The organism is Pseudooceanicola endophyticus (assembly GCF_018760365.1).
Lineage (GTDB): Bacteria > Pseudomonadota > Alphaproteobacteria > Rhodobacterales > Rhodobacteraceae > Pseudooceanicola > Pseudooceanicola endophyticus.
In genome coordinates, this window is the sequence record NZ_JAHIAB010000008.1 from 1 (window position 1) to 14,961 (window position 14,961).

The following is a 14,961-nucleotide window of genomic DNA, read 5'->3' on the forward strand; positions in this document are numbered from 1 at the left end:
CCGCGGATCGCCCGGGCCAGCTCGGGCAGGGGGCAGGGTTTCGACAGCACCGGCACCGCCAGCGCCTGCACCTGGGCGGCATCGTATTCGGCAAAGCCCGTGATCAGCACGATCGGCAGGCCCGGGTGGCGGCGGCGCACCTCCTGCGCCAGGGCCACCCCGGACAGCCCCCCGGGCAGGACGATGTCGCTCAGCACGAGGTCCGGCAGCCGCCCGGCCTCCAGCCGCGCCCGCGCCACCACCGCCGAAGGCGCCGTCTCGACCACATAGCCGATGTCGCGCAGCAGGTCGGCCATCGGCTCTCTCAGCTCGGCATTGTCCTCGACCAGCAGGATGCGGGCGCCCCGGCCCAGCGGCACCGCGTCGGGCGGCACCGGAGCCAGCGCCCCCCCCTCGGCCGAGACGCGCGGCAGGCAGAGGCGCACCGTCGTCCCCTCGCCCGGCTCGGAATAGATCAGAAACCGCCCCGCCGCGCGGGTCACGAAGCTTTCGACCATCGCCAGGCCCAGCCCGGAACCGCCCGAGGCCACCTTGGTCGAAAAGAACGGATCCGCCGCCCGCCGCCGGACTTCCTCGGTCATGCCGGGGCCGTTGTCGCTGACCGCGATCTCGGCCATCGGGCGAGGCTGGCCGGCGCCGTCCCCCGCATCAAGGTCGCGGCAGCGCACGGCGATCCGGATCCGGTCCCCCTGCCCCGCCTGCTGGATCGCGTCGCGGGCGTTCAGCACCAGGTTCAGCAGCGCATTCTCCAGCTCGCCGCCGTCGCAGCCCAGGAACAGGTCCTCTTCGGGCAGCGCAACCTCCAGCCGCAGCGCCGCGCCGATCGCCGGGGCCGCCAGCGCCTCGACCTCGCGCAGGCTGTCGGCCAGCCGCACCGCCCCGCCGGCCTGCGCCCGCCGTCGCGCGAAGCCCAGCAGCCGCCGCGTCAGGGCGCTGCCCTGCTCGACCGAGGCGATGATCCGGTCCAGCACCGTGGCACCCGGCCCCTCGGCGGTCAGCCGGGCAAGCTGGGCGTTGTAGAGGATGGTGGCCAGGATATTGTTGAAATCATGGGCCAGGCCACCGGTCAGCAGGCCCATGGACGACAGCCGCTGCGCCCGGATCAGCTTCTGGCGGGTCAGCTCGTTCTCGTCGTCATCCTCCAGGATCAGCACATGGGCCAGAGCGCTGTGCGGATCGGTGACGCGATCGATGGAGACGCGGACATAATGCGGCTCCGCCCCGGGGTCGGCGCGGAACAGGTAGACCGCGCCGCGCAGCAGCACGTCCCGGGACAGCCGGTCCAGCGGGTCCTCTCCCGGCGGCAGGGCCTCTGCGCTCAGCGGATCGAGGAAGACGGCCCGGGGCGGCCAGCGGCGCGGCACGGCTCCCTCCGGCAGCGACAGAAGCTGCCGGCCGCTGGGATTGATCACGGCGATCCCGCCCGCGGAATCGAATCCGAAGATCGCCTGGCGGGTGCTGGCCAGGATCGCGGCCAGCCGGTCACTGACGGCGGTGGTCTCGGCCCGCAGCCGCGCCTCCTGGCGGCGCGCCCGCCAGGTCTGCGCCAGAAAGGCCAGCGCCCCCAGAAGGGCCAGCGCCCCGCCCATCGCCAGCGCGCCATGCACCCGCGCGCGGGTCCAGAACGGCGGATCGTCAAACCAGCGCCGCACTAGGGTCTGATATTCGAGCGAGCCCAGAAAGCCCGGGATCACCACGTTCAGCCGGGCCTTCAGATCGCCCAGACCAGCACGCATCGCGATGGCAAGCTCTCCACGGAAGACCGGGGCGGCCAGCCGGTGCACCTGCCCGGCCTCGCCGCGCCCGGAGAGGTAATCCTCGAAGGAGACGGCGGGAAAGATCACCGCATCCAGCCGCCCGCTCCGCAGCGCCTCCACCCCGGCGGCGGCATCGGCCACAGGCAGCAGCGCGCGGCCCAGGTCCCGCGCAACCTCAGAGCGGATCGGGCTGGTGGCCAGGATGCCGATGCGCATCCGCCCCGGGTCCAGCCCCAGACCGGCCCGCGCCGCCGGTACGAAGACCGCGTATTCGATGGTCTGCACCGGCAGGGAGAACTGCATCCACTGGATCTCCTCGCGGGTGATGCTGCGCGCCGGAAGCAGGTCGAAGCTGCCGGGCCTCGGGCCGCGCAGCCAGTCCTCGGGCGTCACGACCTTGAATCGCAGCTTCAGGTCCGAACGTGCGGCCAGCGCCTTCAGCGTCTCGACCGAGAAGCCTGTGACCGAGCCGTCGGGCCGCACCACCTGGTAGGGCGGAAAGGGCTGCACGCCGACGGTCAGCACCTCGGGGATCGGCACCGGCGGCACCATCGACCAGCGGGTGCGCAGATCCGTCATCGCGCCCGAGGCCTCAAGCCGGGTCAGGGCCGCCTCGATCCGGGGGGCCAGCGCGGCGCGGTCGCGGTTGAGCAGCAGGTGCTGGACCACCACCTGGGCCGGCGGAAAGACCGGTCGGACCAGACCCGAGATGCCCGACAGGCGCAGCGTGCGTTCGGCAAAGGTATGGGCCATCAGCACGCCATCGACCCGTCCGGCCAGAAGCTGGGCGAAGGCCACGATCTGATCGTCGAAGACCACCCGTCTGGCGCCTTCGGGCAAGGCCAGCCGCGCCCCTGCGGTGCCCTGCATGACGCCGATCCGTCGCCCGCCCATTCCCGCCAGCGTGACCTCGGCGGGTTCGGACTGGCGGACATAGAGCAGCAGCTGCACCTCGGCCACCGGGGCCAGCGCCAGGTTGCGGGCGCGCAGCGGCGGCAGGTCGGCAATGAAGGCCAGGTCGCTGCGCCCGTCACCGATCGCCTCGATCAGCTGGCCGGGGGTGTCGTAACGTTCGAACCGCAGGGCAAGGCCCGCCTCCCCGGCGATCATCCGCGCAAGGTCAGCGGCGAAGCTGCGCACCTCTCCGGCGTCCGAGACGAAGCCCAGGCCGGCACTGTCGGTCCAGGGCACCCGCAGCGCCTCTGCGTCCACGGGGGCCTGTGCCTGCGCACCGGAGGGCAGGGCAAGTGCCAGGAAAAGCCCCGCCAGGACCGCGAAGATCCCGGGCCGCCGCCTGCATCCGGGATCGGCATTCCGCCGGACAAAGCGGCGAAGCTGCGGGGGAAGGGCGACTTTGATCATGGTCTTCCGACGTTTACGATGGCACTGTGCCCGCACAGGGCCCCTCAGGAACCGGAGAAGCGCATGGCCGCGGGCAGAACCGTCATGCTAATCGACGACAATGTAGACTTCCTTTCCATCGCCTCGGAGGCGCTGGACATGCTGGGCTATGCCGTCGAGGCCCTGTCGGATCCGGATCGCGCCCTGGTGCGCGTCGCCGAGGGCCCGGCCTTCGACATTCTGGTGGTCGATCTGAACCTCGGCCCCGGCCCCAGCGGGCGCCATCTGGCCGAGGCCGCCCTGGCCGCCCGTCCCGGCCTGCCGGTGATCCTGCTGACCGGCGCCGCCGATCCGCAGCACGATCATGGCCCCGCGATCACCGAGGTCGTCGCCAAGACCGCCGGCATCCTGGCGCTGAAGGCGGCGCTGGAGCGTGTCAGCGCGCCCCGCGCATAACCCTCACCTGACCGTCCCCGAAAGGCCCCTGATGTCCGACACCCTTCCCGGCCCGCGCCTGCGCGGCGCGCTGCTGACCCTCGCCGGCTGGATCGCGATCACCCTGCTGAGCGGTCATGTCCTGCATCCCGAACAGCAGTCCCTGCAGGACCTGGCCACCGGCGACATCGCCTGGCAGGTGCTGGCCGCCGGGCTGTTCCTGATCGTGGTGCTGCGCGCGCGCGGATGGCGCAACCTGCGGCTGGGCTGGCCGGAACGCGGCACGCTGCGGCTGCTGTGGCTGCCGGCACTGATGCTGGGGCTGCTGTTCGGCGGCGCGCTGCTGCTGGGCCTGCCGGCGCCGGCGATGATGGGGCTGCTGCTGGTCAACGCCCTGCTGATCGGCTTCTCAGAAGAGGTGATGTTCCGCGGCGTGCTGTTCCGCGGCCTGCGCAGCCGGCTGCGAGCCTGGCCGGCGATCCTGCTGACCTCGGGCGGGTTCGGCGCGGTGCACGTGCTGAACGGGCTGGTCACCGGGGATTTCGTCGCCTCGGCGGTCCAGGCCTGCAATGCCGCCGGCACCGGGCTCTTGCTGATGGCGCTGATGCTGCGCACCGGTTCGCTCTGGGTGGCGATCCTCTACCATGCGCTCTGGGACTGGGTGACCTTCCTGGTGGCTCTGGCCGCCCAGGCCCGCATGAGCCAGACCGAGGTGCAGCAGATGGCCAGCCAGGGCATCGGCCTGAGCCAGGCGCTGATGCCGCTGGTGCTGGTGCTGCCGGGGGTGTTCTACGCGCTCTTCCTGCTGCGCCGGGGCCGTGCCGCGCTCTGACGCGGCCCGAAGCGCGCGTTCAGCGGAAATCGCCGCTGCGGATGCCGTGTTTCGCCAGCTTGTCGTAGAAGGTCTTGCGCGGGATCTGCAGGCGCGCCATCGCCTCGGTCGCGTTGCCGCCGGCCTGGCGCAGGGCGTTCCTGAGCAGCGCCGCCTCGTAGCGGCTGACCAGTTCGGCAAGCGAGGCGCCTTCGCCCGGGGCCTCGGGCATGGCCTCCAGTCCCAGGCAGTAGGTTTCCGCGAATTGCTCCAGCTCGCGCAGGTTGCCCGGCCAGTCATGGGTGTCCAGATGCGCCTGATCGACCTCGCTCAGCGGCGGGGCGCGGCGCCCGGTGCGTTCGGCGAAGCGCTGGACGAAATGACGAAACAGCAGCGGCACGTCCTCGCGCCGGGCGCGCAGCGGCGGCAGGGTCAGCGACAGGCCGGAGAGGCGATAGTAAAGGTCGTCGCGGAACCGCCCGGCGGCGACCTCGGCGGCCAGGTCCGTGCGGCTGGAGGCAATGACCCAGAGATCGACGGGGCGGGGCGCGGAGGCGCCGGTGGGCCAGACCGTGCCGGTCTCGATCACCTCCAGCATGCGGGCCTGAAGCCCCGGCGGCAGCGCCTCGATCCCGTCGAGATAAAGCATCCCGCGCGAGGCGCTCTCGATCCGGCCATAGTTGCGCAGATGCGGGCCGCCGCTGGCCACCGTGCCCAGGTATTCGGCATCGAAACGTTCGGGGGCGATGGCGGCGCAATTGACCGCGACGAAGGGCCGTGCCCGGCGCGGCGAGAGCGAATGGATATGGCGCGCCAGCCGTTCCTTGCCGACGCCGGCCTCGCCCAGGAAAAGCGCGTTGATGCCGGCGCCGGCGATGTGATCGGCGGTCTCGCGCATGTGGCGGATCGCCGGACTTTGACCGACCAGCCCGTCGGCGGGGCTGACCTGGGTCTTGTCCTGGGCCATCTGCTGGGCCTGCCGCAGGCGGCGGTTCTCAAGCACCAGACGGCGGGCGGCCAGGGCGCGGCGCAGCGTCGCCTCAAGCGGGCCGCGGCTGACCGGCTTGGTCAGGAAGTCGTAGACCCCGTCGTGCAGCGCCTGCACCGCCATCTCGACGTCGCCATGGCCGGTCAGCAGGATCACCGGCAGCTCCGGGTCCAGCGCCCGGATCCGCGCCGCCAGCTCGATCCCGTCGATCCCGGGCATCCGCACGTCCGACAGCACCACACCGGGCCAGTCCGGCCCCAGATCCGCCAGCGCCTCGGTCGAGATCGGGAAGGGTTCGGGGGTGAAACCCGCCATCTTCAGACCCTGCGCCTGGGCGGCCAGCAGGGCGGCGTCATCCTCGACCAGGCGGACCAGCCCGGCGCTGTCGGGGGCGGCGGTGTCGCTCATGGGGCGCTCCATCGTTGCAGCTCCAGCCGGAAGCAGGCGCCGGACAGGCCCGGGCGCGGGTCAGGGCGCAGATCGCCACCGAAATCACGCACAATGCCCTGGCAGATCACCAGACCCAGCCCCAGCCCGCCGGGCTTGGTGGTCTGGAACGGGGTGAAGGGCGCCTCGGCCACCTGCGGCGCCAGACCGGGGCCATTGTCGGAAATCCAGATCCGCACCCGCTCCTGCGATACCTCAAGGCGCATGTTGATGCGCCCGTCCTCGCGCCCGGCCAGCGCCTCCTGGGCATTCTGAAGCAGGTTCACCAGCACCTGTTCCAGCCGCACCGTCTCGGCCATGACGCGCAAGTCGGCAGGGATCGGATCCGAGCGCACCTCGACCGGGTTGGAAGCCCGCCGGCTGGCCGCCAGCCGCAGCGAGGCCAGCCAGGCCTCGGCCAAGGACACCGGCGCCTGTTCGCCCCGCGCCTTGCGGGCAAAGCCCTTCAGGTCCGAGGTGATCGTCTCGATCCGGTGCGACATGGCGACGATCTGGCACAGGTTCTCGCGCACCGGAACATCGCCCTCGGGCAGCATGTCCTGCCCGTATTCCGCCAGCAGCCGGATGGTCGAGAGCGGCTGGTTGATCTCATGCGCCACCCCGGCCGAAATCTGCCCGAGCGAGGCCAGCTTGTTGGCCTGTACCAGCGCCGCCTGCATCCCCGCCAGCTGGGCCTCGGCCTCCTCTCGCTCGTGGATCTGCTGGGACAGCGCGCGGGTGCGGGTCTCGACCGCGCGTTCCAGCCGGTCGCGGTAGCGCGCGGCCTCGGTCTGGCGGCGGCGCATTCCCTGCCACAGCAGCAGCCCGCCCGCCAGCATCAGGGCCACCACCAGAACCGCCACCGCGGCGCGCAGGTAGACCGGCCCGCGCGGCAGCGTCAGCACCAGCGCCCAGTCCGAGCGCGGCACCGGGGTCGAAACGCTCCAGTGTCCGGTCGCCGGGGCTCTTTGGAAGCGCAGCGCGGGGTCCGAGGTCAGCGTGACCGTGCCGGTCGCATCGACGACATAGCTGGGCCGGGCGGAGGCCCGCCAGTTGGCTTCCAGCGCGTGGAACTCCAGCTTGACGACGACGACGCCCAGGGGATCGGCCTTGCTGCCGATGCGCCGCGACAGGTAGAGCCCGGGCCGGTGGCTGACCGATCCGAGCGCATATTCCCGCCCCTCTCCCGAGGTCAGCGCCTGGGTGACATAGGCACGGTAGCCGTAGCTGGAGCCGACGAAGGAGCCGTCTTCGTCCCAGTTCGAAGCCGAGGTGGCATTGCCCTGGTCATCGGTGACATACAGCACGCTGGCGCCGATATCGTCGTTCAGCGCTTCAAGCCGGCGCGACAGGGCCAGATGGGCGGCCTCGGAGGGCGCCTTCTGCGCCGCGACGACCTGCGGATCGCTGGCAAGCACCGCGCCGGCGGTCTGCTGGCGCGACAGTTCGGAGGCAATGGACAGCGCGCGGGTGCGGGCATCGGTGCGCGCCTCGGCGCGCAGGCCGGCCAGGGCGACCTCGAAGGCGATGAGCCAGACCAGCGCCAGCAGCACCAGCCCGGCAGCCAGCGGCCAGATCCAGCCCGGAAGGCGTTTGAGGACGGAGGGAGGAGTCGGGGTCACGGCGCTCCGGTGCGATCAGAAGTGTTTCGAATTCCGCACTAGCAGAAAATACCCTGTGTGGAAACCGAAACACTTCTGGGCACCCTCTCTGACAAATCATCAAGAAAAACGGCAGTTTGCCGGAAATGTCATCAGGTTGGCACGTTTTCGCTGCGCTTCCTATCCTGTGGGCCGAACCATAGCATGTGGAGGAGCAGATGCACTTCGAACCCGGCCCTGCTGCCGCGCCCAAACATATCCCCTTCTATCGCCATCTCTATTTCCAGGTGCTGATCGCCATCACGATCGGCGCGCTGCTGGGGCATTTCTACCCCCAGACCGGCGAGGCGATGAAGCCGCTGGGCGATGCCTTCATCAAGCTGGTGAAGATGATCATCGCGCCGGTGATCTTCCTGACCATCGTCACCGGCCTCGCGGGGATGGGCAACCTCAAGCAGGTGGGCTCCGTCGCGGCCAAGGCCTTCGGCTACTTCCTGTTCTTCTCCACCCTCGCGCTGATCGTCGGCCTGATCATCGCCAACGTGGTCCAGCCCGGCGCCGGCATGCATATCGACCCGGCCTCGCTGAACGGCGATGCGGTCGCAAGCTATGCCACCAAGGCACATGAGACCTCGCTTCAGGGTTTCCTGATGGGGATCATCCCGACGACGCTGCTGTCGGCCTTCACCGATGGCAACATCCTGCAGGTCCTGTTCGTCGCGATCCTGTTCGGCATTTCCTGCATCCTGGTGGGCGATCACGCCGCCCCGGTGGTGAACTTCTGCGAAAAGACCTCGATCATCATGTTCCGCCTTGTGGCGATCCTGATGAAAGCGGCACCGATCGGGGCCTTCGGCGCCTTCGCCTTCACCATCGGCAAGTACGGCATCGGCTCGATCGCCAACCTGGCGATGCTGGTCGGCACCTTCTACCTGACCGCCGTGATCTTCGTGGTCGGCGTCCTGGGCATCGTCGGCAAGCTCTGCGGCTTCTCGATCTTCAAGCTGATCGGCTACCTGAAGGCGGAACTGCTGCTGGTTCTGGGCACCTCGTCCTCCGAATCCGCGCTGCCCGCCCTGATGCAGAAGATGGAGCGCGCCGGCTGCGCCCGCCCCGTCGTCGGCCTGGTCGTGCCCACCGGCTATTCGTTCAACCTGGATGGCACCAACATCTACATGACGCTGGCCGCGCTGTTCATCGCGCAGTCGATGGACATCCACATCGGCCTCGGCGACCAGATCCTGCTGCTGCTGGTGGCAATGCTGTCCTCCAAAGGGGCCGCAGGCGTGACGGGGGCGGGCTTCATCACCCTCGCCGCGACCCTCTCGGTGGTGCCCACCGTTCCGGTCGCCGGCATGGCGCTGATCCTGGGCGTCGACCGCTTCATGTCCGAATGCCGCTCGCTGACCAACTTCATCGGCAACGCCGTGGCCACGATCGTGGTCAGCAAGTGGGAAGGCAAGCTCGACCACGAACAGCTGACGAAAGCGCTGAACGGCGACCTGCCGCCGCTTTCGGCCGAACCCGAGGCTCAGCTGAAACCGGCGGAATAAGCACCCGCCAGATCGCAAAAGGGCCCGGAGCATCGCTCCGGGCCCTTCGCATTTCCAGAGAGCGCCGGGCGCGCGCGCGATCCGCGCGCCGCGTTCCGGGGGCCTCGATGGCCCCGGAACGCGCCCCTGCCGTCACAGGATCGACTGCCCCGTCGCGGCCCAGTCCCTGGCGAACTGCTCAAGCCCCCTGTCGGTCAGCGGATGCCCGGCCAGGCCCTTGATCACCTTCGCCGGGATCGTCGCCACGTCGGCGCCGGCCAGCGCCGCCTCCTTCACATGGTTCGCCGTGCGCACCGAGGCCGCCAGGATCTCGGTCCCGAAGGCGTAATTGTCGTAGATCTCGCGGATCTCCCGGATCAGCTCCATGCCGTCCAGGTTGATGTCGTCCAGCCGTCCGACGAAGGGGCTGATGAACGTCGCCCCCGCTTTTGCGGCCAGCAGCGCCTGGTTGGCCGAAAAGCACAGCGTCACGTTCGTCGCGATCCCCTGGCCCGCAAAATGCCGGCAGGCCTTCAGCCCGTCCAGCGTCAGCGGCAGCTTGATCACCACGTTATCCGCGATCTGCGCCAGGCTCTCGCCCTCGGCGATCATCGCGCCCGCCTCCATCGCCGCCACCTCGGCCGAGACCGGGCCCTCGACCACCGCGCAGATCTCCGCGATCACCTCGCGGAAATCGCGGCCAGATTTGGCGATCAGCGTCGGATTGGTGGTCACGCCGTCCAGCAGACCGTAATCGTTCAGCTCGCGGATCTCCTCCACGATGGCAGTGTCGACGAAGAATTTCATCTCGTTCTCCTGAAAGGGACTTGGGGAAAGGCTGCGGCCCCCGAAGGGGCCGCGCGGATCACACCGAAAGGAAACCGCCGTCCACCGGCAGCACCGCGCCGGTGATCATGCGCGCGTCCTGCGACAGCAGCATGGCGATGCTATCGGCGACCTCCTCGGCCTCGGCAAAGCGGTTCATCGGGTGGCGCACCATCATCGGCTGGGATTTCACCGGATCCGACCAGGCCTCGACCGCGAGTTCCGTCAGCGTGATCGTCGGCGCCACGCAGTTGACGCGGATGCCATGGGGCCCGAATTCCTTTGCCATGACGCGGCTTGCGCCCTCCAGCCCCGCCTTGGAGGCCGCGTAGCACAGGTGTTCGGTGAAGCCGCGATGCCCGGCAATCGAGGTAATGTTGACGATGGCCCCGCCGCCGCCCTCTGCCACCCGGGCCCGGGCGAACTCCTGGCAGGTGATCAGGGCGGCGCGCAGGTTGATGCCCAGCACCGCCTCATAGCCCGCCTCGGTCATCTCGAAGCTGCTCTCCAGCACGTTGATCCCGGCCGAGTTGATCAAGAAATCGGCCGGGCCCGCCTCGGCCATGGCGGCGCGGGTGGCGGCGGGGTCCTGCAGATCCACCGCGATCGAACGCCCGCCGATCTCGGCGTGCAGGGTTTCAAGGTCGGCGGCGGTGCGGGTCATGGCGATGACCTCGGCGCCGCGGGCGGCCATGGCCAGGGCACAGGCACGTCCGATGCCCTTGCCCGCGCCGGTGATGATGACGGATTTTCCGGAAAACTGCATTCTGCCTCTCTCAGGCCAGGTGATGTTTGACACGGGCGATCAGGCCCGCAGCGGTGATGCCGAATTCGGCGTAAAGACGCTCTGCCGGGGCCGAGGCGCCAAAGCCCCGAAGGCCCAGCACGTCCTCCTCGGTCGCGACATAGCGGGTCCAGCCGAAGGTCCCGGCGGCCTCGATGGCGACGCGGGGGGCGGTACCCAGAACGGCGGCGCGATAGGCGGCGGGCTGGGCCTCGAACAGCTCCCAGCAGGGCATGGAGACGACGGCGGCATGAATGCCCTGGGCTTTCAAAGCCTCTGCCGCATCGACCGCGATGGCGACCTCGGTGCCGGTGGCAAGGATCGTCGCGTCTCGGGGGGCGTCGGTATCGCGGATCACATAGGCGCCCTTGGCGGAAAGGTTCTCCTCTCCCGCACCACGCAGCTGCGGCACCGCCTGACGCGACAGCGCCAGAAGCGAGGGCGTCTTGCGCGCGCGCAGCGCGATCTCCCAGCATTCCAGCGCCTCGACCGCATCGGCGGGGCGCATGACATTGAGGTTGGGCATCGCCCGCAGCGCGGCCAGGTGTTCGACCGGCTGGTGGGTGGGTCCGTCCTCTCCCAGCCCGATGGAATCATGGGTCATCACATAGACCACCCCCACCCCCATCAGCGCCGACAGCCGGATGGCGTTGCGTGCGTAATCCGAGAACACCAGGAAGGTGCCGCCATAGGGGATCAGCCCGCCATGGCAGGCGATGCCGTTCATCGCCGCCGCCATGCCGAATTCCCGCACACCGTAAGAGACATAGCGCCCGCCATAGGCGCCGGGCTGGAAATCGCTGTCGACCGCCGGCACCCGCGTCAGGTTCGATCCGGTCAGGTCGGCGGATCCGCCGATCATCTCGGGGCAGGCTGCGGTCAGGGGGGCAAGGGCCAGCTGGCTGGCCTTGCGGGTGGCAACGTTCTGCGGCGCCTCAAACAGCGCCTGCCGGGCGGCTGCCACGGCGGCGTCGAACCCTGCGGGCAGGTCCCCGGCCATGCGGCGGGTGAATTCGCCTCCCTTGTCCGAGGCGGCCAGCCGCCCCTCCCATGCGATGCGATCCGCCTGCGCGCGGATGCCAGCCGCGCGCCATTCGGCCAGCAGATCGTCGGGGATGCTGAAATCCTGCGGCCCCAGCCCAAGCGCCTCGCGCGCCATTGCGCGTTCCGCGTCGCCCAGCGGAGAGCCATGCACGCCCGCCGTCCCGGCCTTGTGCGGCGCCCCCAGCCCGATCACCGTGCGCATCCGGATCAGCACCGGGCGGTCAATCCCCTTGGCCTGCGCGATGGCCGCATCAACCTGCGCCACCGAATGGCCGTCGCAGGACAGCACCGCCCAACCCGCGGCCTCGAACCGGCCCGTCACGTCCTCGGTGAAGGCCTTCGAGGTCGGCCCGTCGATGGAAATCCCGTTGTCATCGTAGAGCACCGTCAGCCGGTCCAGCCGCAGGTGCCCGGCCAGCGAAATCGCCTCCTGGCTGATCCCCTCCATCAGGCAGCCGTCACCGGCAAAGACCCAGGTGCGGTGGTCCACCAGATCATCGCCGAACTCGGCATTCAGCTTGCGTTCCGCCAGCGCCATGCCCACGGCGGATGCGAGGCCCTGCCCCAGCGGGCCAGTGGTGACCTCGATCCCCTTGGCGTGGCCGTATTCCGGGTGGCCTGCGGTCTTTGCCCCCCACTGACGGAAGTTCTTCAGCTGTTCCAGCGGCATGTCCTGATAGCCCGAAAGGTGCAGCAGCGCATAGAGCAGCATGGAGCCATGCCCGTTCGACAGCACGAAGCGGTCGCGGTCCGGCCAGTCGGGGCTCGAAGCATCAAACTTCAGATGCCGCATCCACAGGGCGGTTGCGGCCTCAGCCATGCCCATGGGGGCCCCGGGATGGCCGGAATTGGCGGCCTCGACCCCGTCAATGGCAAGGCCGCGCAGGCAGTTCGCCAGGGCAAAGGCATGGGTATCCTCGCGGGCCGTGGCGAGGGCGGTGGAAATCACGTTCATGTGGTAACCTTCTCGAGGGCGTGGCGGATGTCCCGCGCGGTGGATTGCAGCGCCAGGAAGGCGCGGTAACGGGCGTCATGCAGCGCCTTCAGCCCCGTGTCCGGCTGGCACAGGGTGGCGACGCGCGACAGGGCGGGCATCGCGGTGGGCAGGTCCGGGAAGGCCCCCGCCGCCACCGCCCCCAGCATGGCCGAGCCCAGCAGCACGGGTTCCTCGCAGGCCGTGACCTCGACCGGGAGGCCCGTGGCATCGGCCAGGATCTGGCGGGTCAGCGGATGCGCCCCCGCCCCCCCCGAGACCGAGATGGTGCGAATGGGCGCGCCATGGGCGGATTGCGTCTCGATGATCTGGCGCAGGCCGTAGCCCAGCCCGCAGACCCCCGCGACATAAAGCGCGACAAGGCTGTCGGTGCCTTCTTCCATCCCCTGCCCCGCGATCACGGCGCGGGCATGGGGATCGGCAAAGGGCGCGCGGTTGCCGAGGAACTCCGGCACCACATGCAGGGTATCGGCCAGCCGGACGGCCTCCGAAGCGCTACCCGCCAGCGCCAGCGCGCGGTCGGCCAGATAGGGGACCAGACCCTTGTCACCCGCCGCTTCGGTGGCCGCGGCGGTGGCGGGGTGCAGCTGCACCAGCTGGGCGATGGCGGCACCGGCGGCGGACTGGCCGCCCTCGTTCAGCCACATGCCCGGCACCATCGCGGAATAGTAGGGCCCCCAGACGCCCGGCACGAAGGCGGGTTCGGCGGTGGTCGTCATGGTGCAGGAGGAGGTGCCGAAGACATAGCCGAGGCAGGCTGTGGCATCCTGCGCGCCGCCCCTGGCCGCAACCGTGCCGATGCCGCCCGCATGGGCGTCGATCAGCCCGGCGGCGACGGCGGTGCCGGGATTCAGCCCCATGGATCGGGCGGCCGTCTCGGTCAGGCCCTGGCCGAGGGCGGTGCCGGGATGCACGACCCTTGCCCCGATGCGCGCAAAGCCCTGGTCCGCCAGATCCCCCAGCCCGATGGCGTGGAAATACGCCGGATCCCAGCGGTCCTCATGCGCAAGGTAGGTCCATTTGCAGGTTACCGTGCAGGACGAGCGCTCCGTGGCGCCGGTGGCCTTCCAGGTCAGGAAGTCTGTCAGGTCGAAGAAATGCTGCGCGCCTTCATAGACCTCGGGGCGGTTTTCCTTCAGCCACAGCAGCTTGGGCGTTTCCATTTCCGGAGAGATCACGCCGCCCACATATTTCAGCACGTCGTGGGACCCGGCGTTGATCCGTGCCGCCTGATCCAGCGCGCGGTGGTCCATCCAGACGATGATGTCGCGTTCGGGATGGTCCGGCTCGCCCACCGGCAGGCCGCCTTCGGGCCCCTGCACCACCAGCGAACAGGTGGCGTCAAAGCCGATCCCGGTGATGGAGCCGGGCGCCACGCCCGATCCCCGCACGGCCTCGGCGACGCTCTCGCAGACGGCATCCCAGACCTGGATGCTGGATTGCTCGACATGGCCGGCGTCGGTGCGGTGCAGGGTGAGGGGGCGTTTCGCGGTGGCCAGCAGCTGGCCGCTGGCATCGAAGACACCCGCACGGGCCGATCCCGTGCCGACATCCACGCCGATGAAATGCTGGGACATGGGATTTCCTTCGGGGCTTTGAGGCTGCGGGAGGCACGCCCCCCGCAGCAGGGATCACATGCGGGCGAAGGCGGTCGGCAGGACCACCAGGTCGCGCACCGTCACCTGACGGCGCCGGGTCAGCATGAACTCGACCGCCTCGGCGACCTCTTCGGCATCCATCAGGGCGCCTTCTTCCTTGGCCTTGCGCAGGTTTTCCTCGGGCCAGTCGGCCAAGAGGGCGCTGATGACGGGCCCGGGCGAGACCTGCGCCACCCGCACGCCATAGGGGATCATCTGCCGCCGCACGCCCTGCACGAAGCTGGTGATCGCCCATTTCGAGGCCGAGTAGACCGGCTCCCATTCCGCCGGGAAGTGACCCGAGATCGAGCAGGTCACGACGATATCGCCGCTCTTGCGTTCCATCATGTGGGGTACGACGGCCTGGATGTTCTTGATCGCCGCATTGACGTTGAGGTTCAGCATCCGGTCAATCGTGTCGGCATCGGTGTCCCACAGGTCACCGCCGATATAGGTGCCGGCATTGCAATAGAGGATGTCGATATGGCCGACCTTCTCCAGCACCTCGGGGACCATGGCCTTGCAGCTTTCGGGGTCCAGCAGGTTGGTGACCTGGGGGATGGCCTTCCCGCCCAGCTCGGCGGTAAGGGCGGCCAGGGCGGCCTCGTTCCAGTCGGCCATGACCACGGTCACGCCATTGTCGAGAAGCATCTTCGTGGTGGCCAGCCCGATGCCCGAGGCCGCGCCGGTGACGACGGCAATCTTGCCTTCCAGCGATTGAGACATGCACGTTCTCCAAAGGATTTCAAAGGGGAGAGAATTGGTGCGCGCGCCCCGAAGCGGGAG

The 14,961-nt window shown here is 69.4% G+C and carries 11 protein-coding genes; 3 read left to right on the forward strand and 8 right to left on the reverse strand.

The window, feature by feature from the left end; all coding sequences use genetic code 11:
• Positions 1-3,119 (reverse strand): transporter substrate-binding domain-containing protein (locus tag KM176_RS14270; RefSeq protein ID WP_215558790.1); only part of this gene is annotated, 3,119 nt, incomplete at its 3' end.
• Between the two features lie 63 nt (positions 3,120-3,182).
• On the opposite strand from KM176_RS14270, the gene KM176_RS14275 reads away from it, so the two are divergent.
• Together KM176_RS14275 and KM176_RS14280 are read left to right on the forward strand one after the other, a co-directional pair.
• Positions 3,183-3,554: a response regulator gene (locus tag KM176_RS14275; protein ID WP_160894806.1), complete on the forward strand. Its 372-nt coding sequence runs from the start codon at positions 3,183-3,185 to the stop codon at positions 3,552-3,554.
• 31 nt (positions 3,555-3,585) lie between these two features.
• Complete coding sequence (locus KM176_RS14280; RefSeq protein WP_160894805.1) at positions 3,586-4,365, forward strand: CPBP family intramembrane glutamic endopeptidase; 780 nt, start codon at positions 3,586-3,588, stop codon at positions 4,363-4,365.
• 19 nt (positions 4,366-4,384) lie between these two features.
• Here the strand turns inward: KM176_RS14280 and KM176_RS14285 are convergent, their stop codons facing one another.
• Positions 4,385-5,740 (reverse strand): sigma-54-dependent transcriptional regulator, encoded by a 1,356-nt coding sequence (locus KM176_RS14285; protein WP_160894804.1) that lies wholly within the window; start codon positions 5,738-5,740, stop codon positions 4,385-4,387.
• Positions 5,737-7,380, reverse strand: a complete 1,644-nt coding sequence (locus KM176_RS25290; protein WP_160894803.1) for an ATP-binding protein — start codon at positions 7,378-7,380, stop codon at positions 5,737-5,739. Before KM176_RS25290 ends, KM176_RS14285 begins: the two co-directional genes overlap by 4 nt.
• A gap of 197 nt (positions 7,381-7,577) precedes the next feature.
• Between KM176_RS25290 and KM176_RS14295 the strand changes: the two genes are divergently transcribed.
• Complete coding sequence (locus tag KM176_RS14295) at positions 7,578-8,912, forward strand: dicarboxylate/amino acid:cation symporter (protein WP_160894802.1); 1,335 nt, start codon at positions 7,578-7,580, stop codon at positions 8,910-8,912.
• Positions 8,913-9,044: 132 nt separating this feature from the next.
• Here KM176_RS14295 and fsa read toward each other — a convergent pair whose 3' ends face one another.
• Genes fsa through KM176_RS14320 form a run of 5 tightly spaced genes read right to left on the reverse strand, consistent with a single transcriptional unit; the run spans position 9,045 to position 14,901 of the window.
• Complete coding sequence (gene fsa / locus KM176_RS14300; RefSeq protein ID WP_160894801.1) at positions 9,045-9,698, reverse strand: fructose-6-phosphate aldolase; 654 nt, start codon at positions 9,696-9,698, stop codon at positions 9,045-9,047.
• 58 nt (positions 9,699-9,756) lie between these two features.
• Positions 9,757-10,482 carry an SDR family oxidoreductase gene (locus KM176_RS14305; RefSeq protein WP_160894800.1) on the reverse strand — a complete coding sequence of 242 codons (726 nt, stop codon included), beginning with the start codon at positions 10,480-10,482 and terminating at the stop codon, positions 9,757-9,759.
• A 10-nt stretch (positions 10,483-10,492) separates the two neighbouring features.
• Positions 10,493-12,499 carry a transketolase gene (tkt, locus tag KM176_RS14310; RefSeq protein ID WP_160894799.1) on the reverse strand — a complete coding sequence of 669 codons (2,007 nt, stop codon included), beginning with the start codon at positions 12,497-12,499 and terminating at the stop codon, positions 10,493-10,495.
• Positions 12,496-14,115 carry an FGGY-family carbohydrate kinase gene (locus KM176_RS14315; protein ID WP_160894798.1) on the reverse strand — a complete coding sequence of 540 codons (1,620 nt, stop codon included), beginning with the start codon at positions 14,113-14,115 and terminating at the stop codon, positions 12,496-12,498. Before KM176_RS14315 ends, tkt begins: the two co-directional genes overlap by 4 nt.
• Before the next feature lie 54 nt (positions 14,116-14,169).
• Positions 14,170-14,901: an SDR family oxidoreductase gene (locus KM176_RS14320; protein WP_160894797.1), complete on the reverse strand. Its 732-nt coding sequence runs from the start codon at positions 14,899-14,901 to the stop codon at positions 14,170-14,172.
• Positions 14,902-14,961: the final 60 nt, after the last annotated feature.